This is a genomic window from Gemmatimonadota bacterium, assembly GCA_026705765.1.
GTDB lineage: Bacteria > Latescibacterota > UBA2968 > UBA2968 > UBA2968 > VXRD01.
This window is the reverse complement of the sequence record JAPPAB010000064.1, coordinates 1-24,232: the sequence shown is the minus strand read 5'-3', so window position 1 is coordinate 24,232 and position 24,232 is coordinate 1. Positions and strand designations below refer to the sequence as shown.

At 50.9% G+C, this 24,232-nt stretch carries 20 protein-coding genes; 9 read left to right on the top strand and 11 right to left on the bottom strand.

What is annotated here, in order from left to right:
* Positions 1-97 precede the first annotated feature (97 nt).
* The 7 genes from OXH16_08985 to OXH16_08955 form a co-directional block, all read right to left on the bottom strand.
* A complete protein-coding gene (locus OXH16_08985) occupies positions 98-1,534 on the bottom strand; it encodes a sulfatase-like hydrolase/transferase (GenBank protein MCY3681522.1) in 1,437 nt (478 codons plus the stop codon).
* A 14-nt stretch (positions 1,535-1,548) separates the two neighbouring features.
* A complete protein-coding gene (locus OXH16_08980) occupies positions 1,549-2,796 on the bottom strand; it encodes an MFS transporter (GenBank protein ID MCY3681521.1) in 1,248 nt (415 codons plus the stop codon).
* 18 nt (positions 2,797-2,814) lie between these two features.
* On the bottom strand, positions 2,815-4,059 hold the full coding sequence (locus OXH16_08975; GenBank protein MCY3681520.1) for a DUF5686 family protein: 1,245 nt from the start codon (positions 4,057-4,059) through the stop codon (positions 2,815-2,817).
* Positions 4,026-5,117: a DSD1 family PLP-dependent enzyme gene (locus OXH16_08970; GenBank protein ID MCY3681519.1), complete on the bottom strand. Its 1,092-nt coding sequence runs from the start codon at positions 5,115-5,117 to the stop codon at positions 4,026-4,028. The genes OXH16_08975 and OXH16_08970 overlap by 34 nt, the downstream gene beginning before the upstream one ends.
* 19 nt (positions 5,118-5,136) lie before the next feature.
* Positions 5,137-6,150 (bottom strand): malate dehydrogenase, encoded by a 1,014-nt coding sequence (locus tag OXH16_08965; protein MCY3681518.1) that lies wholly within the window; start codon positions 6,148-6,150, stop codon positions 5,137-5,139.
* A 117-nt stretch (positions 6,151-6,267) separates the two neighbouring features.
* A complete protein-coding gene (locus OXH16_08960) occupies positions 6,268-7,452 on the bottom strand; it encodes a tetratricopeptide repeat protein (GenBank protein ID MCY3681517.1) in 1,185 nt (394 codons plus the stop codon).
* 139 nt (positions 7,453-7,591) lie between these two features.
* A complete protein-coding gene (locus tag OXH16_08955; protein ID MCY3681516.1) occupies positions 7,592-8,926 on the bottom strand; it encodes a hypothetical protein in 1,335 nt (444 codons plus the stop codon).
* A 127-nt stretch (positions 8,927-9,053) separates the two neighbouring features.
* Between OXH16_08955 and OXH16_08950 the strand changes: the two genes are divergently transcribed.
* The 7 genes from OXH16_08950 to OXH16_08920 all read left to right on the top strand — a co-directional run bounded on the left by OXH16_08950 (position 9,054) and on the right by OXH16_08920 (position 16,315).
* The gene (locus OXH16_08950; GenBank protein ID MCY3681515.1) at positions 9,054-9,839 is read left to right on the top strand and encodes a sulfite exporter TauE/SafE family protein; all 786 of its coding nucleotides are present in this window, start codon (positions 9,054-9,056) and stop codon (positions 9,837-9,839) included.
* Positions 9,840-9,921: 82 nt separating this feature from the next.
* Positions 9,922-10,575 carry a hypothetical protein gene (locus tag OXH16_08945; GenBank protein MCY3681514.1) on the top strand — a complete coding sequence of 218 codons (654 nt, stop codon included), beginning with the start codon at positions 9,922-9,924 and terminating at the stop codon, positions 10,573-10,575.
* On the top strand, positions 10,575-11,849 hold the full coding sequence (locus tag OXH16_08940) for a hypothetical protein (GenBank protein ID MCY3681513.1): 1,275 nt from the start codon (positions 10,575-10,577) through the stop codon (positions 11,847-11,849). The genes OXH16_08945 and OXH16_08940 overlap by 1 nt, the downstream gene beginning before the upstream one ends.
* A 16-nt stretch (positions 11,850-11,865) precedes the next feature.
* Entirely contained in the window at positions 11,866-12,630 is a 765-nt protein-coding gene (locus OXH16_08935; GenBank protein MCY3681512.1) for a phytanoyl-CoA dioxygenase family protein, read from the top strand.
* A gap of 116 nt (positions 12,631-12,746) precedes the next feature.
* The gene (gene pabB, locus OXH16_08930; protein MCY3681511.1) at positions 12,747-14,483 is read left to right on the top strand and encodes an aminodeoxychorismate synthase component I; all 1,737 of its coding nucleotides are present in this window, start codon (positions 12,747-12,749) and stop codon (positions 14,481-14,483) included.
* 9 nt (positions 14,484-14,492) lie between these two features.
* Positions 14,493-15,695, top strand: a complete 1,203-nt coding sequence (locus tag OXH16_08925) for a DegT/DnrJ/EryC1/StrS family aminotransferase (protein ID MCY3681510.1) — start codon at positions 14,493-14,495, stop codon at positions 15,693-15,695.
* Complete coding sequence (locus OXH16_08920) at positions 15,692-16,315, top strand: tetratricopeptide repeat protein (protein ID MCY3681509.1); 624 nt, start codon at positions 15,692-15,694, stop codon at positions 16,313-16,315. Before OXH16_08925 ends, OXH16_08920 begins: the two co-directional genes overlap by 4 nt.
* Before the next feature lie 28 nt (positions 16,316-16,343).
* Here the strand turns inward: OXH16_08920 and OXH16_08915 are convergent, their stop codons facing one another.
* Entirely contained in the window at positions 16,344-17,057 is a 714-nt protein-coding gene (locus tag OXH16_08915; GenBank protein MCY3681508.1) for a DUF445 domain-containing protein, read from the bottom strand.
* Positions 17,058-17,079: 22 nt separating this feature from the next.
* Positions 17,080-18,156 (bottom strand): M20/M25/M40 family metallo-hydrolase, encoded by a 1,077-nt coding sequence (locus OXH16_08910; protein MCY3681507.1) that lies wholly within the window; start codon positions 18,154-18,156, stop codon positions 17,080-17,082.
* A 185-nt stretch (positions 18,157-18,341) separates the two neighbouring features.
* On the opposite strand from OXH16_08910, the gene OXH16_08905 reads away from it, so the two are divergent.
* Positions 18,342-21,512: an efflux RND transporter permease subunit gene (locus OXH16_08905; GenBank protein ID MCY3681506.1), complete on the top strand. Its 3,171-nt coding sequence runs from the start codon at positions 18,342-18,344 to the stop codon at positions 21,510-21,512.
* 24 nt (positions 21,513-21,536) lie between these two features.
* Here the strand turns inward: OXH16_08905 and OXH16_08900 are convergent, their stop codons facing one another.
* Both OXH16_08900 and msrA read right to left on the bottom strand, forming a co-directional pair.
* Positions 21,537-22,562, bottom strand: a complete 1,026-nt coding sequence (locus tag OXH16_08900) for a Gfo/Idh/MocA family oxidoreductase (protein ID MCY3681505.1) — start codon at positions 22,560-22,562, stop codon at positions 21,537-21,539.
* Positions 22,559-23,107, bottom strand: a complete 549-nt coding sequence (msrA, locus tag OXH16_08895; protein ID MCY3681504.1) for a peptide-methionine (S)-S-oxide reductase MsrA — start codon at positions 23,105-23,107, stop codon at positions 22,559-22,561. Before msrA ends, OXH16_08900 begins: the two co-directional genes overlap by 4 nt.
* Before the next feature lie 196 nt (positions 23,108-23,303).
* Here msrA and OXH16_08890 point away from each other — a divergent pair, with 196 nt between their 5' ends.
* Positions 23,304-24,128: a TIM barrel protein gene (locus tag OXH16_08890; GenBank protein ID MCY3681503.1), complete on the top strand. Its 825-nt coding sequence runs from the start codon at positions 23,304-23,306 to the stop codon at positions 24,126-24,128.
* Positions 24,129-24,232 lie beyond the last annotated feature (104 nt).

Here is a 24,232-nt window from a genome sequence, read left to right as displayed (position 1 = left end):
CCTTCTCAAATTACGCGCTCTTCTTTTGATTTTTCCATCTGCGTTCATCTGCGAAAAACGCTCAAATTATTCGCGTTTTTTTCTGTGGATGCTTTTTTCAACGCTCTCGTCCCGACACAAACAAATCATAAGAATTTGACTGCCAGCCGCCATCATTTACAATTCCATCGTTGGTATCTCTCAGCCATTTGACCATGCGATCTTTCATGCGCCTGAGCACATGTTTGTACCCCAACTTAGGCGCTAAATTGTGCAACTCTCCGGGATCACTCACCAGATCGTAGAGTTCATCCTCGCTACACGGATTGTAGATATACTTCCACTTTTGGGTCTGCACCATTCGAATCGTACACAGCGCAGGCTCGTACCCGTGATGTTCCGCAAAAATATCCTCCCGCCAGTCCGACGGCGTTTCCCCGCGCAATAAGGGCAGCAAAGAACACCCATCGACCTTATCGGGAATATCCACACCTGCCATCTCGAGAAACGTCGGCATCATATCGACCAGACTCACAAAATCATCGCAAACGCGATTGGGTTCAACAACACCCGGCCAACGGATCGCCAATGGAACCTGGTGCGTCTCATTGTACATATTCATCATCTTGTTAAACAAGCGGTGACTGCCCAACATATCGCCGTGATCCGAACTGTACACAATCATCGTATTGTCCAACTGACCTACTTCTTCCAGAGCATCCAAAACGCGCTGCACCTGATCATCGATAAACGTGCAATATCCCCAATAGGTCGCGATCACCTTCTGCCAATCGGGCCAGGTCAAATGGCTGGCATTCCACCTGAGCATCTCCTTTTGCTGAACACTCGGTTTATCGACAAACTGCTCGTCGAAATTGATCCAGCGCGCCACAGTATCGGGATCGTACATCTCATCATAGGGTTCCGGCACACAATAGGGAAAATGCGGACCAAAAAAACTGCTACAAATCATAAAGGGTTTATCGCCCTCACAAAATCCCTCAATCAGATCAATCGTCCTATCGGCAGTCCAGTGCTCCTGCATATACTCGGCGGGCAACTGCGACCGACCGCAAAAAGGCGCGTCACCTCCCCATTCCATGCGCTGCACCTCCTGAGCATATCCCCAATCAAAACCCGCATCGCGCACACTCTGGTTCCAATCACGCGTCGTATGCCACGGGTCAAACCCCCAAAACTCGCTATCGCCCTCCCTGGGCAAATGCCACTTGCCCACATAACCGACATTATAACCCGCGTCAGATAAAATCTGCGGATACGCGGGCTTATCCAGAATATTCAAATCAAAAGCCCGATTAAAATTGCCCATATTCGACATCTGTCCGTGATTGTGCGGAAACATCCCCGTAAGCAACGACCCGCGTGCGGGAGAGCAAAGGGCAATGGGCGTATAAGCCCGGCAAAAACGCATGCCCTCTCTGGCAATGCGATCAATCGCCGGTGTCTTACACACCGCATTGCCATTAAACCCCAGCGCATCATAGCGCTGCATATCGGTAAGCAAAAAAAGAATATTGGGCCTCTCCGCATTCATATCAGCCTCCTGTGTCAGCGGTCCGATTTATCTCCCCGAAAACAAATCCAAAACAAAAACGCCCCTATCCCAGTAAGCACAGACCCGGTCAAAAAAAGGCTCGAATACCCCGCAACCGGGATCATATACCCACCGCCCAGAGCCATTGCCGAATAGCCCACCCCCGACATCATAGCAGTCGCGCCCGACATGGCAGTACGCCAGCGCACGGGCACCAATTCCTGGTGAAAAATGGCAAAAGCCGAGCGGCGAATCGAAGCCATTGCCATAATCCCCATCAGGCAAACCCCCGCAACAATCCAATTTGAGACCAGCGCCATAAAAAAAAGAAAAATAGCTGTAAAAACCGTTACCAGAACCACCGTCCGACGAATGCCCAAACGCGCAGAAAAAAACGGGAGAGACAGCGCAGCCGGAACAGCGAGCAACTGGCCCGCGGCGAGTTGTACACTGATAAGAGAAAGACTGATATTGAGCCCTTCATCCATATAAACATTAAAAAATGTGCGCGCAGCCGCTTCGCCAGCGACGTGGAGAACGGAAATCAGCGAGGTAATAACAATGGCCGCAAGTGGAAGCGCAGGCGCACTGGACACATCGCCATTATCTCCCTCTTCTCGCCGGCGTTCAACCTGAGCATCCTGCGTGGCGAGCAGCGCGAAAACTGCCGGAATCAAACAAAGCACGCCGATGAACAGCGTATAGCGGTAAACAACCGGCTGCGCGAGTGACACATCGAGCACACCTGCCAAATAATCCGGAACAACGCCCCCCAACATACTCCCGACAAAACCCGAAAACGGCATCAGCGCGGCCTGCACGGCAAAAACCGGATCGCGCTCAACCGGACTCGTAATGCCCATCAAATAAGGCGTACCATTCACAATAAACAGCGCAATACCCATCACACCGAGCGAATAAGATATTAAAATAAAATAATCGCGCGTGCCGGAAGAAAGCAACTCCGCCTGTGAAAGCAATCCAAAACCCGCCACAGACACACAAATCCCAACAACCATCGTAAACCGACTGCCCCAGCGCCCACCCAGCATCCCACTGGGCAAACTGGACAGGGCAAAACACAGTGCCCCCGTGGCATTGGCCAACCCCACAAACTCGGTATTATACCCCAGGCGCAACAAATAGAGATTGTACAAAAGGGGATAAATACCACCGAAGAGGACAAAACCAAACAGCGCATTAGCCGCTAAATAAAGGCGCACATCGCGGGAAAAATGCACATTTGAAAAGAGAATAGGCATTGGTCAATTTCTTAACTCCTAATTCTTAATTCCCAATTGCTTTTTCCATGCCGCGGGTAGATTGCCTTGCAGCAGTTCGCCCTTCATGCGGAGATGTGCGGTATCTCGATCTGCGGCATGTGCGGCCCAAAAAGAGCTATCTCGCGTGGTCGCCTCTGGAAGAATCACAATTTCCGGCGCTTCAAAAATTGCGGAGGGCAAATCCGTATTGAGATCATATCGATAGCAACGCGTGGTCGCTTGCGCGGTATAATCGCGTGTCTTAATCGTACAAATTTGACGCTCGGGCAACCAGTACTCGTTGAGATATCGCGTATTTTGCTGATAAACCTGCCAGTGATCTATGCCGCGCAATTGCAAGAGCGCGGGAAAATTGAGACGCAGATCATAGCCCACAAGCGAAAAATCATCGCGAGCGATCCACAAATCGCCGAGCAAACCCGGCTTGTGCCCGTGCCGCGGCGACACACCAAGGCGCGAAACGTGGAGATCGCCCACCTGTACCGTAGAAATGCGTTCATAGTGATAGTGTTCCAGCGCGTCTGGCGACAGCGGATGCGGCACAATTTCAAAGGACTTATCATCTACAATACCCCGCGCAGGGCTTTGCGTGAGACCCGGGGAAACACTCAACCGCCACTTGCCCCAATTGCGTATGCCCGTAATATGCTGCGCGATGCGATCTGGAGATTGGTGATAGCCTTTGATTGTGTATTCAATACCCGCAACAATTTCTTCTGTTTTGCGGTTAATCACCTTCTGGCTGCTGTACGCATCAAAAGCATAAGTAGCCATATTTGCGTAACCAGTGTGGAGATATTCAAATCGGGTATTCGCGATCAGAAGGCGAATCAGATCGGTCGCAGAGTGCTCCTGCACTGCAGTTTCCTCGCGCAGGAGTATAGGGATGGATAAAAGTGAAAGTTCCAGCGTGGAGATCAAACCGCGCGAAAGCACGAGAGTCGTATCAAATGGGGCATACCCCTGGCGACGCGCCTGGACGTGTGCGATCCCAGGCGCGAGCCCTTCTATCTCAATGCGCCCGTGTAGATCGGTAATGTGAACGCGGGGGAATTCGCCCGATCGGCGGATAACAACGGTGACATAAGGCAGGCTTGCACCGGTATCGGCATCGCGGCACTGCGCGTCGAGAACAGATGTTGAATCAGTCTGGGCAGATAAAATTGAAGACCAGAGGAAAACAGAAAAAAAAAGAGGCAAAAACCGGATCATTGTTTTTTGCCGCGCGCGAGAATATCCCACACGACTTCGACGCGGTCATTGCGCGTGCCGTAGATCTGATCGTGCAAAAATACGGTCATGTCGGAATACCCGGAAATAAATTGGATTTTATCGCCAATTTTTAGATCGCTATTCATCAGGCTGAGTAAGGCGTGTTCTGCCGCCAGGCCCGTTACAACGACATCTGTTCGATCTTTGACCTCGGGCAATGAAGGATGGCTACTCGTCGTCTTGCGACCGGCATCGGCAACTGCGCGGTCGGGAGCCGCGCGACTAATCACCGTGGTCAGCACGGAAAGCGCGTGTTCCAAACCGCGAACATGGAGTCCATCGCGATAATAAGTATCCATAAAAATGCCCCCGCCAGCCTGTATCTCAGTAATACCGGGAAAATCGGGGGTAAACGCGAGCGTACCCGTGCCCCCTGCACTGACAATACCGACGCGCAACCCAGCATCCTCGATGAGATTGCGCGTCTTTGACAACTCTCCCACAGCCTTCCTGCATGCGGCTTCTTTGGCAGCATCATCCAGAGACATCGCATGGCCCTCGTAACCCATAATCCCCGCAAAAACCACACCGGGCGCATCGTGTGCCTGCTGTGCCAGCGCGAGGGTCGAATCACCTGGTGGCACGCCACAGCGCTTCATACCGACATCTACTTCAATAAGCACGCGCACCTCAACCCCAACATCTGTGGCCGCATCACTGATCGCTCGGATATGAACGGGATCGTCAACCGCCACCATAACATCTGCACGGCGGCGCAGATTGACCAGACGCGCGACTTTTTCTCGCCCGACAACTTGATTGGCGACAAGTATATCCGAAATACCGGCATCTGCCAGTACCTCGGCTTCACCGAGTTTAGCACAGGTAATGCCAATAGCACCTGCGCGCAATTGTTCGTGGGCAATAGCGGGCGTTTTGTGGCCCTTGGCATGGGGCCGCCAGTGCAACCCGCTATCTCGACATCGAGCCGCCATCTTCTGGATATTATTTTCCATCTTATCCAGATCAATGAGCAGCGCAGGCGTATCGAGCGCCTGTATGGATTGACCAATAGGAGAATAGGGCATAATAAACCTTCTAACTTTCTCACCCGAGATGAATATTGCTACCGCCCCACTCAGAGAGCGGAGGCAAGATACCGTCGTCAATAGTCTGGTCTCTCAACGCAGTCAGATGGACGTAGGATTCGCGCAGGGCATTGATATCGTCTTGAGTGCCATCGGGCATGGACCAGTTCACACCCGACGCAGACAGAGTCACAGGCATCGCCATCATAATACGATCAAATTCCCCATCATTGAGATATGCACCACAGGGCCAATCATAAGACTCGCCCACCAGAACGCCGCGCAGCATAAAAACGCTTTGTTGTGCCGGCGATTGAAACGAAGAACGCCCGCGCAAATCAATAATGCGAGCACCACCCCCGCGCACGTGATCTTGAACACCTCCCCATTCATCGGCACTCATGCCAACGCCATTGACAGTCTCTCCATTGAGAATATCGGTGAGAGGCGTGCCGTCAACCTGGATACCGCCGATAAACACGGCCATCTGTTCGCCGTGCCCTCCATACGTGCGGCAACCCGTGACTTTGCTTTGCAAAATGTCGAAATGTTGTGCCAGTCGAGTTTGCAAGCGCGTGCTATCGAGCGCGGCGAGAGTCGTCACGCGCCCGGGTTCGAGTCCCGAATGTACCAGCGTCGTCAGCCCCGTAATATCGGCGGGATTAAAAATAATGATGACAAACTTACAGTTGGAACAATACTGTTTGATATCAAGGCCGAGTTGTTTGGCAATTTCTGCATTATCGCGCCGCAAGTCTTCGCGGGTCATGCCCTCTTTGCGCGGCGCGCCGCCCGAACTGATAACATAAGAAGCGCCGTCAAGTGCTTCGGCAACATCGGTTGTCCACGTCACGTCGGCATTGGGAAAACTGCAGTGATAGACCTCCTCGGCTGCGCCTTCAAGACCCGGCGCAAAAGGATCGTACATAGATACGCGAGACGCCGTGCCCGAAGACAGGAGCGTTTGCGCAAGGTTAGAACCAATGGCGCCTGCCGCGCCCATCACTGCAACCTTTTCATCTGTCAGGTACATCGATACTCCTCTTTCTGGTGAATGGATGGAGAAAACCCCGCACTTTTGTACGGGGTTTTGATGGTTGAATTGTTTATCTAAATTCTCACTATGGTGAACCGAGACGCGATTGATCAGCTACTCCTGATTCTGGCTCTGAAGCGCCTCGTACATCTGAAATGCCTCAGTTGCTTTTTTCACACATTCTGCGGCAACCTCGCCTTCCGAGACTTCGGACTTGCGCGCATAAACGCGAGACAACGCCGCCCATGCTCTGGCATTACTCGCCTGCAACTCAGTCACTTTTACAAAAGCTTCAATAGCCCTGTCATAAGCATCTATTTTGTCTGCGAGCAGGCCAAGCTGGTACCACGCATCGGCGTCAGTCGGATTTGCTTCAACGCTTTTTGCAAACAGATCGAGTGCTTTATCGCCTTTGTCGAGTTGCTTATACGCAATAGCGAGATTGAACAGCGCGTCCATATTATCGGGTTGTATCTCAACCACTTTTTCGAGAATTGCGGCAGATTTTTCGTAGTTCTCTGCCTGCAAATAAATGGTCGCGGCAATATTTAAAATTTTGGGATCATCACCGGCAATAGCCAGTGCTTTCTCCGCTGATTCCGCCGCGCCTTCTTTATCGCCCAGTCGATATTGGGCAATCGACATGTGCTGCAAAATATTGATTTCTTCGGGATCAATCTCATGGCCCTTTTTGAACGCTTCAAGTGCCTCTTCAATCCGTTCGACATTCATAAGCGCGCCGCCCAGATTGAAAAAAGACTGCGCTTTCTTGGGATTGAGCTCAATCGCTTTTTGATACATCTCAATACCCGCTTCTGAACTGCCCATATTGAGATGCGTAATAGCCAGCCCTTCATAAGCGTCGGCTTCATTGGGATTAATCGTAATGGCGAGATCGAATTGCTCAATGGCAAAATCGAACCTCTGGGCATTCATCCCCTTGACGGCCATGTTGTAATACCGCGTCCAGAGTTCTTTGCGATCGGCATCGACTTTCCTTTTCCACTTTCTGTCCGTTGCCAGATTATAGTGCTCATTCATCTCTTCAAAAAGCTCTTTCTGACCGTAGAGCCACCCTAAATAATACTGCACCTCGGAATCGTCGGGACGTCCTTCCGCCGCGATCATATACTGCTCCATCGCCTTGTCGTATTGGCGCTGGTTGATATACAATTTGCCCGAGCGTTTGGCTACAGAAGCCTGCCCTTTGGTCACTTTTGCCTCTGCGGTCTGTAAGAACAATGGTGCCGCGGCAAAGGCCAGTGCAAGGGCAACAATAAATCCTCGTCTAAATGTCATGGGGAATCTTCCTTTCTCAACGCAACCGGCGCGTTCCGGCAGCAGGTTAAATGGCAATGCATACCGCCAATATATGCAGTGTGCAAAATCCTGTCAAGTCTCTGCGCGAAGGCGCGAACTCTACGCCGCTATTGCCCCCTTAAAAAATAATCAAATCTGGACTTTGCAACCTGGGAATCGCGGGCTTGGATGCGCCAAAGGAAAAAGCAACCGGCAAGCTAAAGCCGCGGATAGTACCCAGAGTTCTATTATTTTCGAGATCGACGATAAAGACCTGCAAATTGCCCGTTGTAGCAAACGCGTCGAGTCTTTCAACACCAGTGACATAGACCGTCTTACCATCGGGTGTAAGGCCGATATTTGCCACACTTTCTCCGACAAAAATTTCGGCTATTTGCCTCCAGGTTTGTGTATCGATAACCGCTATACCTCCCCAGAACGCGGGCACTGCATTACCCAGAGCATCAAAGCCCAAAAAGAAACGACTAAGAGATACGACCAGGCGCATGCCATCTGAGGAAAGCGCGATATCGCGGACTTCAACGCCCAGATCATTCGCCTGACCGAGTGTGAGGCTATCGGCTATCGCGTTGGTGCTGGTATTGACTTTGAGCACGCGACCCGCGCGGGTATTGTTGAGATACAGGGTTTGTCCATCGGGCGAGACAGCCAATCGACTGACAGTTTGGCCCACAGAGATACTGTCGATCAGCGCTGGAATACCCGTATCAATAACAGACACGGCATTTGTAGCAAGACCATGCCCAACAAAGAGGCGCGCGCCATCGGGTGAGACGGCAATACCACTGGGCGTGGGCGGAACATCGATGACATCCAGGGACTGACCTGCAAGCACATCAAAAACTTCGACTGCCGCACCGGATTCTTGGGTCATGTATGCAAATTGATGATTGGGCGAAAGCGCAATGCGAAACCCGCCCCGACTCGTGAATGCGCCGCCTGGTGCGACTGGCATTTCAAGTGAGAGTTGAAACACGGGGAATCCATCTTCAGTAAACGCGTGGAAGGTATCGATAGCTGCCACATAAAGCTGCTTGTTGATATTGGAAAACGCGATACCCCGCGGAAAAGAGACGGGAATCGTTCGGCTGGGATTGAGCAAATTGGTCGAGAGGTCAAGAACCTGAATATTGCCAATTAAATCGCTAATATAGAGAAACCGGGGCTCGGGTTCTGCAGGTGGAGGTGGCGTCGTCGGACTTGAAGACCCACCAAAAGCATTGACAAAAAGCAGAAAATCCGAAAAGTCGATAGAGCCATTGCCGTCGAGATCGAGTTTTTCATTGAAATTATCCTGGCCTGCGGACTTGCCAAAACCCTGAGCAAACGCCAGAAAATCAGTAAAATCAACCGTGCCATTGCCATCAAAATCAGCCGATTTTGTTTCCTGGGCATCGAGCAATGAGGATGCCAAAATTAGTGTGAGAGATAATACAATCGCGGTATATTTCATAATATTTCCTTTTTAAAGGGTACTTATGATACATTTGACCGACGAGGCTGTCAATCTGAATTGATTACATTTTGGGACGTTTTCTATTTACTTATAGTTCCCAGTTCTGAATAAAATAGGAGATATTGTGTTACCCGATTATCCGACGATTTTCTGGATTCTGGCTGTCATTTCTGTAATTTTTGTCGGTATAGCCAAAGCCGGATTTGGCGGAGGCGTTGGCATTTTGGCAACGCCACTCATGGCACTTGTCATTCCCGTGGCAGACTCGGCGGCGATTTTGTTGCCACTCTTAATGGTTTGCGATGTATTTGCCGTTGCACATTACCGCAAGCATTTTCATCGGCGCAGTGTAAAATTGCTCTTGCCCGGTGCTGCAATCGGGATCGGTATAGGCGCATTATTCTTTGGATATTTTAGCGCGAATGAGCGCGTGTTGCAAATCGGTTTGGGAATTTTGAGTTTGTTTTTTGTAATATTCCAGGCTTTGCGCGCATTGATTACGGGCGCACTTACAAAGCGGCATCCACACAGTGTAGAAGGCGTTTTAATGGGCGCAGTTGCGGGCTTTACATCAACCATCGCACACGCTGGCGGTCCCCCTACAACCATCTATTTGCTTCCCCAGCAATTGCCCCGCGACCTCTTTGTGGGAACCACCGTAATTCTTTTTGCAGCGATCAATCAAATGAAATTAATTCCCTACTTGGGATTGGATATTTTGCGGGCCGAACATCTCCTTACAATCGCAATCCTATCACCATTGAGCTACGCAGGCGTGAGGTTGGGCATCTTCTTGAACAAGCGTTTCACAGACCACTGGTTTAATATAGTCGTCTATTCAATTCTATTCATCGCAGGCGTGCAATTGATTTCGGGCCAAAACTTGATTCAATTGTTAGGCATTGTGTAAACTGTAAAATTGCCCTATTATTTAGAAATAAAGGGCCGGGGACTGGTGTGATCCTTTCACGTCTCACCTCTGGAGGTTGGCCATGACATCGCGCATCTGCTTTATACTGACCTGTCTCATTGCTTTTTCCGGGTGTTATACGCAACTTCGGGCACCGCGCGTTCATCGTGAACAACGCGCTGAATCCCCTGTCAAACCTTCCGAAGATTCTGTAAAGCGGTTTGAACATTACTACTACAATTATTGCAATCCATCTCCTCTGCCATTTTACGAATCATACCATCCATATCGCCCGTACCGTCCATATCGGCGATATCCGCGATGGAACCGACACCGCCTCATCTGGAAATATTCGAGTTGGGCAAGCGTGTATGATCCGTGGTGGCGGGGGTGGTCGCCGAGGATTTTGGTGCCTCATATCGTATATGCGCCAGCGCCAGTCGCAAGACCCCAGATCGAACGCGAACAGGTCAATCCGCGTCCCCGTATCAGATACACAGGCGTGCGTGGAGAGCCCGCCTCAGCCAGCACAATCCGGTCGGGCAGTACCACAACAGAAAGCACACCTGCAGCACAGCCGGAAAACTCGCGCAGCACCAAAACAAAAAACACACAGCAAACGGAGAACTCGCGCAGCACCAAAACACAATCATCAGAAAAATCCAAAAAAGAAGAAAAGTCTGAAAAACGCGAAGAAAAACGCTCAACGCAGCGCCGCAGAGGGGAGATGAGATAATGTCAAAACATCTCTGTATCCCAACATTTGTGATTTGCGTCTTCGCGATATCCATCCCCGCACAAGAAGTCGCTCTCGATAGCTTTTCTGGCATTGGTGCTCGCGCCATGGGCATGGGCGGTGCTTATATTTCTGTATCCGATGATTTTTCTGGCCTGTTCTGGAACCCCGCAGGATTGGCGCGTATTGAGCGCGGAACCGTAAATTGGGGCGTTTCGCACGACCGTTTTCGCAACATATCGCAATTTTTTGACACCTCTTCAACACTCGAATTGCGCAGTACGCGCATTGCATCCCTGGGCTTTGTTTATCCCGTTCCCGTATATCGCGGGAGTCTGGTCTTTGCCGGAGGCTTTGGGCGCAATCAAAATTTTGATGGCGGATTACAGATCGATTCTTATGATACCATCGTCAATTTTGATAAAGCGGGATTTTCAGAAGACAAAGGTGCTCTCGGCGCGTGGACAGTAGGGGCTGCGATTGATCTGATGCCGCGTTTGTCGGCGGGGATTTCGTTGTTTCGCTGGGGGGGAACCAATCGCTTTTTGCAGGAATTGACCCTTGAGGATGTGCAGCGAGTACACGCCGACACCGTCCGCATCTTCCAGCGTTTTGAATCTGAGGAAAGCTATTCTGCCTGGGGTATTCAAGGCGGCATTCGGTATTGGCATCCCACGGGTTTCCAATTTGGCATTGTGGCAACAGCGGCCACGCCTTTGCGCGTATCGGCTGAGCTGGCAGATGAATTTGAAGACGAGTTTGAAGACCGCACAGATACCTATCCACGCGAATCTTTTTCGGATGCATATGAAATTCGTCAACCCCTGACTTTTGGGATGGGGATTGGATGGTCGTCGGGCGGGTTAACGGTGAGCGGCGACGTGCATTACGGCGACATGCAAGAAGTGACTTATGAGATATTGCCACTCAATATTGCGCCCAATGTCGATGATTTTCGGAAACAATATCGCAGCGCAGCGCGGCTGCATTTGGGATGTGAATATGCCATTTCGCATTGGGGTATCGCGTTCAGAGGCGGTTACTACCGTGACCCGGTTCGCTATGTGGGGGGCGGCAGTGTCCCGGAAATACAAATCGAGACAGACCGCGATGCGTGGACACTCGGTTTTGGCACCGAATTGGAAAAGGCTGTAGCCCTGGATTTTGCCGCAGTGATTGGCGGCTACAAAGCCATTGAAGGCAATCGCGCAGATCGCGTACGTGCAGTGCGGGTGCTCGCTTCCGCGCGCTTTTATTTTTTTACAGGACTTTAGGGAAGGAGTTATCTAAATGGGTCAGCATATTTCTGAAGCACAGTGGGCAACTTATGAAACGCAGGGGTATCTTCACCTCGGCAACGTGATGACCGATGGGGAACTGGAGGCATTACAGCAGCGAATTGATGAGATCATGCTTGGCACGGCGTCCATCGACTACGATCATGTAATGATGCAACTGGATTCCGACCCTGAAAACAATGGAAAACCCGGTCCGCAGAGCAAAGGACACAAATACGCGACACTCGGGTATCGCAAAATTCAAAATTTGGAATTGGATCCCCTCTTTCTCTCATTTTTGCAAAAACCGCAGTTTCGAGAAATCTGCGAACACATCTACGGCAAAAATACGCCCGTAGATTGTTTTCGGGCGATGTTTATGAACAAACCCGCGCACGACGGCACCCCGCTGATATGGCATCAGGATCGCTGGACCGATCTAACCCTCGATCCCCAAATCACGATATGGACGGCTCTGGATCCCACATCGGTTAAAAACGGCTGTGTGAAAATTATTCCGGGATCGCATCACAAGCTGATCAATCCCGAGCAGGGATCCGGATTTTTAACCGAAGAACACATCGAGACCATTGTATCCCAATACGAGCCAACAGATTTAATATTAGAAGCCGGCGACTCTGTTTTGCTCCACAACTGGATGCTGCACAGTTCGGGCGTAAACACCACAGATATTGCGCGACGCGCATTCAGCGTGTGCTATATGCACGGTGACACGCGCTCATTGCGCGGCAGCACCTTCACCCGTGTCTTTGAATAGACGAATAGACGAATAGACGAATAGACGAATAGACGAATAGACGAACCCCACCCTGCCACCCAAAGTTGCACCAAACTCCGTCGTTGATTCGCCGATTCGTTGATTCGTTGATTTATATGTCAGAACCCATCGTTTTATTTGAATCGCATCACAAAGGTGCGAGTTTCCGCTTTTGCGACCCGTGCGATACCATTTGCGTATCACATCCCAAAGATGTCGGTCCCGCACTCGAACGCATTGAACGGGCTGTCCATTCGGGATTACACGCAGCGGGATTTTTGTCTTATGAAGCCGCATCGGGCTTGGACCCCGTTTTAAAAACGCACATGCCGGGAGATTTTCCACTCCTGTGGTTCGGCCTATTTCGGCACCGAGAACATCTCTCTCTCGGAACACCGAATGGTAGAAACTACGACCTGGGCGCGTGGCGCCCCTCTGTTTCGCGCGCTGCTTACGATACCGCCCTGAATCGCATTCGAGACCTCATCATTGCCGGCGATACCTATCAGGTCAATTACTCTTTTCGGTTGCGGGCAAATTTTTCGGGCAATAGCCTGGGCCTTTACCGCGATCTTTGTCGGACACAGCGCACGGATTATGCGGCATATCTGGATATCGGGCGGTTTCAAATCCTATCGGCTTCTCCCGAATTGTTTTTTGTCTTAAAAAACGGCATCCTGACCGCGCGACCGATGAAAGGCACTGCGCCTCGGGGACGATGGTGGGAAGAAGACGAAGCGCGCGCAAAACAGCTTCAGGAATCCGAGAAAGATCGCGCAGAAAACGTGATGATTGTCGATTTGCTCCGCAGCGATTTGGGGCGCGTTTCAAATAGCGTGAAAGTGCCATCACTATGGCAGGTCGAGCGTTATGAAACCGTATTGCAGATGACCTCAACCGTCACATCGCGCATGCGTTGTGGCGTGGGATTGCGCGAACTGGCGACAGCACTCTTTCCGTGTGGCTCTGTGACCGGCGCGCCAAAAGTGCGTACCATGGAAATTATCAAAGAAGTAGAGCAAACTGCGCGGGGAATTTATACCGGAAGCATTGGCTACCTGTCGCCGGGAGGGGACATAGCCTTTAATGTGGCGATTCGCACAGTTTGCATTGACCGCGAAACGGGTATTGCAGAATTTGGTGTAGGCAGTGGCATAACCTGCGATTCCTCAAGTGATGGCGAGTATAAAGAGTGTTTGACCAAAGCGCGCATGCTCGCCGTCCAACCACCTGTTTTTGACCTGTTTGAAACCCTGAGATACGACGACAAAAACGGCTTCTTTTTGCTAAACCGTCATATAGATCGGATAGAAGCATCCGCGCGATATTTTGGATTTGTTTTTGATCGGTCAAGCATTCTATCTGCACTCAAAAAGGCAGTGCCAGACCTGGATAAATCACCACATCGGGTGCGCCTTGTCCTATCGCGCAAGGGCTGTGTACAGGTCGAAACCGCACCACTGAAAAACGCATCGCAAGATCGCGTACTTTCCGCCCGTATCTCACCGCTCCCGGTTGACAGCCGCGACCCCCTATTATTTCACAAAACAACGCGCCGCGGCCCCTATACCTCTCGATTAAACATGTATCCTATGTGTGAAGAAATCATTCTCATCAACGAACGCGGCGAAGCAACGGAATGCAGCATTGGCAATCTCGTCGCAAAATTGGATGACCTGTATGTAACACCTCCCATTTCCTGTGGTCTGCTGGGCGGCACCTTTCGCGCCGAATTATTGTCCCGGAGAAAACTCACAGAGCAAGTGTTAAAAGTGAATGATCTAAAACGCGCAGAAGCTCTCTACATGATCAATTCTGTGCGAAAATGGACAAGGCTTAAACTTGTCGAATAGGAGATTTTTATGTACCGCATTGGACAACCCGAAATCAAGCGCGTGGAAACCCTCCTGGAAAGCGGTGAAATTTTTCGCTATGGAAAGGGGGGAGAATGCGATCAGTTTGAAGCGGATTGGGGAAAGCGATTGGGCGGTGTCCACGTACGCATGACCACCAGCGGAACCGCATCGCTTTATTGCGCCCTCATTGGCCTGAAAGTTGGACCTGGCGATTCGGTCATTGTGCCATCGTGTACCTATATGGCGACTGCACTCGCCGTTGTTGCCGCAGGCGCCATGCCCATCATTGCCGAAGTAGATGAATCGATCACCCTCTCGCCCGAAGATGTCGAACAAAAAATTGCCCCGCACACAAAAGCCATCATTCCCGTGCATATGTGGGGATTGCCCTGTAATATGGACGCGCTGATGGACATTGCAGAAAAACGCGGGGTAAAAGTATTAGAAGACGCCTGCCAGGCCGTGGGCGGTGGATACAAAGGACGCGAACTCGGGTCCATCGGACATGCCGGGGCATTCAGCTTTAACTACTTCAAAAACATGACCAGCGGCGAAGGCGGCGCGTTTGTCTCTGCCGATGAATCGATATTTCGGCGCGGATCAGTAGCCGCAGATTGTTGTTCCTATTACTGGAATCCCGACGAACACCGCCCAGATGAACAATTTGCCGGATTGAATTTTAGAGCCACGGAAATCTCAGGCGCCATTCTCAATGCACAACTCGAACGCATCGACGAAATGCTGGATCGCATGCGCGGCCACAAAAGAACCCTGACAAAAGTGGGTGAAGACGCGGGCCTGACATCCATTACAAACAACAGTCTGGATTGCGAATGCGGGACCCATGTCGGCTTTATTTTCGATTCTGAAAAAAATGCACGCGCCTTTGCCAAACGGATATCGGAATTGAAAGGCCGCGCTTTCTTACCCATCGATACCGGGCGACACGTTTACACGCGATGGGATCCCATTATGCGAAAGCAGGGCGCACACCATCCTGCGCTCGACCCATTTAATCTGCCGCAAAACAAAGCATTAAATATCGAATACTCAATGGACATGTGCCCCAAATCGCTGGATATCTTGAGCCGCGCAGTACTCATTGGTATGCACCCGGACAACGACCGAGAAAAGATAGACGAACTTGCAGATGCCATCCGGAAATCTGCACATATCGCGAAACCTCTTGGAAAGGAGATTTTGGCATGAAAATGCAATGGATATTAATTCTGATTTTGACCCTGAGCAACAGTGTATTGGCTGCGCCGAGTAAACCCGCACCTCGCAAACCCAAAGAAGGACAAAACGAAGCTGCAATCCGCCACTACAAAGAAGGCTTGCGCCACCGGGATGCGGCCTGGGTCTATGAAGAAAAAATGTCACTCACAGAAGGAGAAGAGCGAGAAACGTACGCGCGGTTTATCCAGGACCTGTACAATCGCGCACTGGGAGAGTTTGTGAAAGCGACCGAGCAGGACTCGACCTATTACCAGGCATTTAGCAGTTTGGGATACGTCAAACGCAAAACCGGGGATATGGACGGGGCATTGGCAGCGTACAATCGCGCATTGACGCTAAATCCAAACTACGCAGAAGCCATTGAATATCGCGCGGAAACGTATTTGATCGTGGGGCGTGTGGAAGAAATGAAAAAAGCTTATGGCGTATTGGCCGCACTGAATCGCCCCCACGCAGCGCGATTGTTGACCTTTGTAACACAATGGACAGATAGCGCAACCGATGCAGATATGGCGACCTCTTTGCGGACATGGGCATCTGAACAAAAAGAAAAGCTCGGCGAAGTAAAAAAATTTATTGAGAAGTGGTGATGTGTAGGCGCGGGTTTTAAACCCGCGCCTACTGACCACCGACCACTGAAAAAATCAAACCGATAAAACCACCAAAAACACCGCCCCAAACAACCAGCCAGCCCAGATGTTTGTGAATCATATCCTGGACAATGGTCTTAACCATTTCGGGCGTCAACTCGTTTAAACGCTGCATAACAATGGCATCAACCTTATCAATCATTTCATCAGTATGACCCGCGGCATTCAACCCTCTCTGGATGGCATCGAGAAATTTGGGTGAGGTGAGCAAGAGGCGGATTTCTGCCTGAACTTTTTCGATAAAAGGATCCCTGAGAGGCTGTAATACAGCCGCACCGCCAAACATATTGATCATGCTGCCAAAAGGAGAAGTCATAACAGCCTCCATCAGGCGGCTGAAGATGCGGTCGAAGTCAACGGCCTCAATAACGGGATCGGCATCGAATTCATCTGGGATTTTTTGTTCGGCGAGAAATTTTTTAACATTTTCAGGGGTAAAGAACTGATTCATAATCAAAGCGTGGATACCCGTCTTAAATTCTTCAAACCGACTCGGCACAACGCCTGAACCGTAAAGCCCCGGCACCTTCTCAAAAAGCATGTGAACCGCCAACCAGTTGGTCAGGGCACCCGAAGTTGCAAAAAGCCCGACCGCGAGCAAATGATCGGAATAAACAGGACTGACATAACCCGCACCGATCAGGCCGACCGCGAGCAGATTTGTCACAAGGCTTTTATTCATACCGGCGTCCTTAAAGGGAATCTCAAGCGTGGAGATAAGAAAATAAAGTGGCAGTCAAATTGTCAAAAACGCTCAGACGACAGACTTCATAACCGTGGGAATTTTCTCTCGGATACCCAATAGTTCCAGCCCGAGGCACATGGCCCGCCTGAAGAACGCCCGAGGCATCGGATGCCGCGCGATCGTACACGGCGTATTGCAACTCTGTACCCGCGCGCTGAGCCGCTGATGCGAGATCGGTAATCAGGCCCTGATCAAAATGCATCTGGCTATCTCTTGACCAGACCGCTGGACGACCATCGAGCTGAAGTTGTTGGTTCCTCGGCATAGGGGCAGAATCAACCGCGATAAAAATTTCGACCGGATTCCGCGCAGTCCAACCGCGTGCCCCAATCAATCCGGTTTCTTCCTGAACGAGAAAACACAAACAGGTCGTGCAATTGGGTTTTATCTTTTCTTCTGAAATGCGCTGAAGCAGGCGCAACAGCGTGAGACTCCCGCCCCGGTTGTCAAATAACCACGCGGAAACGAGCGGATCGTCGGGTGGCCCCAAAAAATGAGGACCGCGCACGCCGGCCACTGGTACAGCAGTTGAGCCGACGCGCACACCTGCGCGGGCGAGCTGGTTGGGTGTCAAACCAGTGAGCAAATGACAATGGGGCCAGGTAATGCCGCTTTGCCCCGTTGCAAATTGCGTGTTGGGATCCGATGGATCAGTCGTATGCGTAGAACCAAAACAGAGATGTGCCGCAACTGTTTCTGCGCCATCTGAAACGATTTCAACAGGACATTCGCCGATTTTCCAGGGATGCAAACCACCGCTCGGGCGCACCTGCAACGTACCATCGGCATTAATCGCGGTAATCACCATAGCGAGTTCATCCATGTGACTGGCAAGCGCAACACGCCCCAGATCGGGATTTTGCCCGGGAACTTCCACCCAAACATTGCCCTGCAGGTCTTGTTTCGGCGCATGCCCCAAATCGGCAATGCGATCCATAATAACCCGGGCCATTCGTTCCTCGCGGCCCGATGGCGCGGGAACGCGCAAAAGGTCTGACAGCAAAAGTACATTGGGATCATCTTGAGGATAGGACATAGAGCGTCACCTTTCCGTTTTGTGATTATTATCGACCAATAAGAATACGCTGGCATGTGCAAATTATCAAGTGCTTTCAAAATTCGTGAAGCCTTTTAGTGTGTTATCCGTCCAATGAAAGACGGAGCGGAGTACAACTGGCTGCTTCTCAGGCCAGTTCATAGACGAATCCCTGTGAGAAAACTATGGACCGCCAATCCTCCCTGTTACCGCGCATTTCAGTGAATCGCCCCGTCACGGTAGCGATGTGCCTGGTCGCGTTGCTCCTGGTGGGTATTGTGGCCTATTTTCGCGTACCGGTGAAATTCTTCCCCTCGGGATTTACACCGGCTTTTTTGTTTGTGGATATTGAATACAATCACCGCAACGCCTCGCCTCAGGAGGCCGAACAACAAATCGCTCGACCGCTGGAAGAACAATTGCGCGCAGTAAAGGGTATAAAGAAAATTCGCACGTACAGCGCGTCCTACGGCGTGGATGCCCCCATTGAGTTTCAGCCCGATACAGATATGGTCCTGGCTTATAATCAGGTCGTTGACCGCCTTGAGCGTCTCAAATTAGAATTGCCAGAAGAGGTACGCGATCAAGTCTATGTGTATAAGTTTAATGTAGATAGCTGGTCCATTATGTGGGCGGGCGTCTCTCTGGATCCATCCATTGTCGATCCCTATCAGTTCTTAAACCTGCATGTGAAACGGCGTTTGGAACGGGTCGAGGGCGTGGGCAGAGTGAGCTTTTGGGGCGTGGATGAAAAAGAAGTCATGATTGAACTCAGCCACGAGCGATTGATGACCCGGGGAGTGGATTTGGGAACAGTGGTGCAATCGCTGCGATCGGACAACTTCGCGCTTTCGGTCGGGCATGTTCGCGAAGGCGGCAAGCGATTTTTTGTGCGATCGCTCGCCAAATATCAAAGTATAGATGAAATTAAAAATATTCTCATCCGCACCCCCCAGGGTGAGGTGCGCCTTGGAGATATATCAGACATAGTTTACGATATCCCCGGACGGTCCTGGTTTCAGCGCATTGATGGGCGAGAAGCTGTATCGATCGCGATTTATCAAGAATCGGGCGCCAATATTGTAAAAGTATGCGAGCGCGTGGTGGCGGCTTTTCAAGAGATTGAAAACGATCCGCTCATGGAGAATCAGATCGCTTTCAATGTGTTTTTTAATCAGGGAGAATACATCAACGATTCGATTCGCAATTTGGAAACCACAGGACTTTGGGGTGGGCTATTTGCCGCGATGGTCTTGCTATTCTTTTTGCGAACATTGCGGATGACGGCGATTATCACCCTATCTATTCCCCTGTGTGTGATGATTACAATTACGGCACTTTATTTTCTCGGCTGGTCGCTCAATGTCCTGACCATGATGGGACTGATGGTAGGCGTGGGGATGGTGGTCGATAATGCCATTGTGATCCTGGAAAACATCTATCGCATGCGCGGCAAAGGACTACCCGCCAAAGAAGCGGCCATCGCAGGGGCTGGCGAAGTCGGATTGGCGATCACCATGGCAACGTTGACAACCGTTGTCGTATTTTTGCCGCTGATGTTAATGAGCGGCAGTGTAGAATTGACCTTTTTTCTCGCGCGCATTGGTGTACCAGTTGTGGTAGCACTTGTTGGATCGCTATTTGTGGCACTCATTTTTATTCCGCAGGCAGCATTGCGCTTTGGCAGTTCCCAGGTCAAATCCGACCCCGCCATCATTCAGCGCACGCGCCATTATTACGCGCGCATGCTGAATTGGACACTCACCCACCGGCGCGATGCATTTTTGATCGCCCTTGCCTTGCTCGGAAGCATCAGCTATCCAATGAACGAACTCAAACGCGGCGATTCGGACGGCAGCATGCTCAACGATTTTCGCATCGAGTTTAGTTTTCCAAAGGATTTTAGCATTCGAGATGCCAGCGACACAATCGCAGAAGTCGAGGATTTTTTAGATACCCGCCGCGAGAAATACGGGATTGAAACCATGCGCGTGTGGTTCAGATCTACGTATGGCTCTATTCACGTCTTTCTGAAAAAGACCAATGAAGCCTGGTGGCAGACAACCTATAAATCCGTACGCGCATTGATCGGTATCCCCATACAACAGCACTTACCGCGCAACGCCGTGATCGAAGACCTGAAAAAGCACGCCCCCAAATTTGTAGGTGTCAAAGTGGCTGTACAGGGGCAAAGCAGGAGCGGTAGTGAAGGCGGCGATTCTTCTGTGTCTCTGGCTCTCTATGGGGATGATGTCGATATACTCGCGGATCTGGTGCAAGAGGTTGACCGACGGCTAAGAGAAATCCCCTCGGTCATAAGCGTAGATTCAGATCTGGAACGCGCCAATGATGAAGTACAGGTCATTATCGACCGGGAACGCGCACAAAAATTAGGACTCGTAGCCCGAGACGTGGGCCGCAGCATTGGTTTCGCGCTCCAGGGTGTACAATTGCCCTATCTCCAATCTGACAACCACGAAATCAGGGTGCGATTGTATTTGGAAAAATTGAACCAGCAAACACTGCAACGCCTGAAGCGTTTGACTTTTCCGTCCGAAACGGGCGCACAGGTTTCATTGCTGGATTTTGCCATCCTGCGCGTAAATCAGGGGCGCGGTACCATCAGGCGTGAAGACGGCAAAACGCGGTTGCGGGTGCGGGCTTTCACAACCAAAGAAGATGTCAAAGAACTATATGGAGAAATTGACCGCGCAATGGAAGGATTTGAAATGCCGCGCGGTTACACCTGGGACAAAGGGGAAAGATATTCCAAGCTGCGAGAAGAAGATTATACCATGTATTTTGCCGCGATTATGGCTGTGACCTGCGTGTTCCTTTTGATGGGCGTTTTGTTCGAGTCCTTTATACTGCCATTTTCTGTTTTGTTCTCCATCCCCTTTGCCTTTCTGGGCGTTTATTGGACGCTTTTTGCGACCCAAACACCTATGGCAGGGTTGGCCATGGTAGGCATCATTGTGCTCATCGGTGTGGTCGTCAACAATGCGATTGTACTGGTCGATATGGTGAATCGTCTGCGCGCAGAGGGCATGCATCGAACCGCTGCAATCATGGAGGCGGGCGCAAATCGTTTCCGCCCCATTATGATGACGACTTTTACAACAGTCTGCGGCCTTTTGCCAATGGCTCTGGGAAGCAGCAAAGTTCTGGGCCAGCCCTATGCACCCATGGGATTCACCATGATCGGCGGCCTGCTCTCTTCGACCTTGCTCACCCTGCTGCTCGTCCCCTTGTTTTACACATTTTTAGATGACCTGCGCTCAGCCCTCAAGAGATTGACAAGCAGTACCCTCAACGCGCTAAAAGTCGGCGATACCCAGGCAGACATGGCGGATTAAAGCGAGATTTTTTATGTTTAAACCTCACGAAATTTCGACATCCACCGGAGCTTTTCGCTCGATACTACCGCAAATCGCCTCGCATACCACCATCGCCTGACACGCATCTCTCAGAGTTGGTGAATCTGACACACCCTTTTGTACAGCCTGTGCAAAAGCCTGCATCTGCCCCCAGTACCCACCTCGTTTTTCCGCATTGTCCCGCACGGCGGGCGAATAAGATTGAGCAGGAATACCGGGCGAGGGTTGGTATCCCCCTTCGGGTGAATGGGGTTCAAAATCCAGCGTGTGCAAATTCACCAGACGCAAATGCGCCCGCGCATCGCCCGCCGCTTCAATCTTACACGTCCAGTTTGGGGTACAACCCGTCAGCGTGATCATTCCAGTAGCACCGCTATCAAAATGCGCGGTACAGGCAATTGCAAATCGCCCGCCCTCACCAACCGACAAATCCGCGTAAACCCGCTCGATATCCCCGCCCAAAAAACGCGCGAGATCTACCGCATGTGTTGACTGAAAAATCATATACTGCCAGCCCGCGCGATAGTCCATATCATCCGGCCACATCGGACCTGGCATAAAATATCGGCTCTCCAAAAAAAGCAACTTTCCAAACTCGGGCGTCGCCATCAATTCCCGAAATTTCTGCACCCCGGGCGCGTGTCGCATATTGTGACCAATCTGAGTAATAAGCCCTCGTCCCTCAGCCATATCAGCCAACTCCTGAGCCTGGGCTGTTAAACGCGCTGGAGGCTTCTCCATCATCAACGGCAACCCCGCTGCCAGCACCTGCTTGCCGCACTCAAAATGCATATCCGGCGGCCCCACGACCATCACGGCATCCAGGTCTTCCTTCCCGAGCATATCAGACAAATTTGTGTACCATCTTCTCGCCCCAAAAAAACGCGCATTGCGCTCTGCCAGTTCCTCTTGCAAATCACAGCAGGCGTACAGGTCCAATTCCGGTATGGTTGCAAAATTGGGATACCACGATGCACTCGCCTGTTTCCCACAGCCTACAAACCCAACGCGAACAGGTGCGTCACTCATTTCTCACCCCTCAGTTTATTGCGAAACGACTTGCGAAACTTTTGCACCTTGGGATTGATAACAAAGATGCAATATGGTTGATACGGATTATCCACAAAATAATTTTGATGATACGCTTCTCCCTCGTAAAATATTGGAAGCGGCGCAATCTCCGTCACAATAGGATCGGCCCACAAATCCGACGCATCCGTCTCTGCTATGGACTGCTCGGCAATGCGCTTCTGCTGTTCATCGTGATAATAAATCACCGATCGATACTGCGTACCTACGTCATTCCCCTGGCGGTTCAATGTCGTTGGATCATGCGTGCGCCAGAAAATGAACAGAATCTCCTCAAACGAAATCACAGTCGGATCAAACGCAATCTGCACCACCTCGGCGTGTCCTGTGGTACCCGAACACACCTCCCCGTATGTCGGATTCTCCACCGTTCCCCCCGCGTATCCCGACACGACTTTATGCACGCCAATCACATCCTGATAAATCGCCTCCACGCACCAGAAACACCCGCCCCCGAGCGTCGCGGTCTCCATTGTACTGGACATAGTAATACTCCTTATATGGCTATTTGCACGCTGTATTTTGCATGCATCATATTCCCCCCCACGTCTTTTGTCAAGGTGAAATCAGAATCTCACCACACAGCAGATGGCGATTTTCTATTTGACACACGCGCGCGATCCTATCAAATTAAACCCTTGTTTTAGACCATTATTTTTTTCAACCTTAAAGGAGATTTACATGCCCCAACGGGAATTCAACCTCAAATACGCTCCGCATTACGGCCATTTCTCAAACAGTGCGGGCGATGACTATCTCGATCAACTCAAATACGCCGCAGATCAGGGCTTTACAGCCTGGGAAGATAATGGCATGCCCAAACGCGACATAGGCATGCAAGAAAAAATCGCCGCAGAAATGACCCGATTAAACCTCGAAATGGGTGTTTTTGTCGCCACGGGATCTTTTTCAGACGTCACATTTGCCGGCGACGACGAAGATGCAAAACAGGCCGTGCTAAAAGATATCAAAGCCGCTATAGTAGTTGCCAAACGCGTAAATGCAAAATGGTGTACGGTCGTGCCCGGGCTTTACGACTTAAAACTCGCGTGGGATTATCAAACAGCCAATGTAATCGAACTGCTCAAACGATGCTGCGACATTCTCGAAGAATCGGGTCTGGTAATGGTATTGGAACCGCTCAATCGCCTGACGAACCACCCCCGCGTCTATCTGGCTGGCTCGCCACAGGCATATCTGATCTGCCAGGCCGTCAATCACCCGTGTTGCAAAATCCTCTTTGACATCTACCACCAGCAAATCACCGAAGGCAACCTCATTCCCAATATCGACCGCTGCTGGTCTGAAATCGGTGTTTTTCAAGTAGGCGATAACCCCGGTCGTAAAGAACCCACCACCGGCGAAATCAACTACAAAAGTATCTTCAAACATCTACATGAAAAAGGCTGCACGAGCATCGTCGGCATGGAACACGGCATCAGCCTGCCCGGCAAAGAAGGCGAAGACCGTCTGATCCAGGCTTATGTCGAATCGGATGATTTTTAGGTAAGGAGTCTATCTCATGAAAGCAATCGTCGTCGGCCTCGGTGGTCGTGCGCGTCACTGGCAGGCCGCGTGTGACGAACATCGCGAAGTCGAATTAGTCGCCT

Coding starts and splice junctions, on each gene's coding strand:
- OXH16_08985 (MCY3681522.1), bottom strand. CDS start 1,534: ATGAATGCGGAGAGGCCCAATATTCTTTTTTTGCTTACCGATATGCAG.
- OXH16_08980 (MCY3681521.1), bottom strand. CDS start 2,796: ATGCCTATTCTCTTTTCAAATGTGCATTTTTCCCGCGATGTGCGCCTT.
- OXH16_08970 (MCY3681519.1), bottom strand. CDS start 5,117: ATGCCCTATTCTCCTATTGGTCAATCCATACAGGCGCTCGATACGCCT.
- OXH16_08965 (MCY3681518.1), bottom strand. CDS start 6,150: ATGTACCTGACAGATGAAAAGGTTGCAGTGATGGGCGCGGCAGGCGCC.
- OXH16_08960 (MCY3681517.1), bottom strand. CDS start 7,452: ATGACATTTAGACGAGGATTTATTGTTGCCCTTGCACTGGCCTTTGCC.
- OXH16_08955 (MCY3681516.1), bottom strand. CDS start 8,926: ATGAAATATACCGCGATTGTATTATCTCTCACACTAATTTTGGCATCC.
- OXH16_08945 (MCY3681514.1), top strand. CDS start 9,922: ATGACATCGCGCATCTGCTTTATACTGACCTGTCTCATTGCTTTTTCC.
- OXH16_08940 (MCY3681513.1), top strand. CDS start 10,575: ATGTCAAAACATCTCTGTATCCCAACATTTGTGATTTGCGTCTTCGCG.
- OXH16_08935 (MCY3681512.1), top strand. CDS start 11,866: ATGGGTCAGCATATTTCTGAAGCACAGTGGGCAACTTATGAAACGCAG.
- pabB (MCY3681511.1), top strand. CDS start 12,747: ATGTCAGAACCCATCGTTTTATTTGAATCGCATCACAAAGGTGCGAGT.
- OXH16_08925 (MCY3681510.1), top strand. CDS start 14,493: ATGTACCGCATTGGACAACCCGAAATCAAGCGCGTGGAAACCCTCCTG.
- OXH16_08920 (MCY3681509.1), top strand. CDS start 15,692: ATGAAAATGCAATGGATATTAATTCTGATTTTGACCCTGAGCAACAGT.
- OXH16_08915 (MCY3681508.1), bottom strand. CDS start 17,057: ATGAATAAAAGCCTTGTGACAAATCTGCTCGCGGTCGGCCTGATCGGT.
- OXH16_08910 (MCY3681507.1), bottom strand. CDS start 18,156: ATGTCCTATCCTCAAGATGATCCCAATGTACTTTTGCTGTCAGACCTT.
- OXH16_08905 (MCY3681506.1), top strand. CDS start 18,342: ATGGACCGCCAATCCTCCCTGTTACCGCGCATTTCAGTGAATCGCCCC.
- OXH16_08900 (MCY3681505.1), bottom strand. CDS start 22,562: ATGAGTGACGCACCTGTTCGCGTTGGGTTTGTAGGCTGTGGGAAACAG.
- msrA (MCY3681504.1), bottom strand. CDS start 23,107: ATGTCCAGTACAATGGAGACCGCGACGCTCGGGGGCGGGTGTTTCTGG.
- OXH16_08890 (MCY3681503.1), top strand. CDS start 23,304: ATGCCCCAACGGGAATTCAACCTCAAATACGCTCCGCATTACGGCCAT.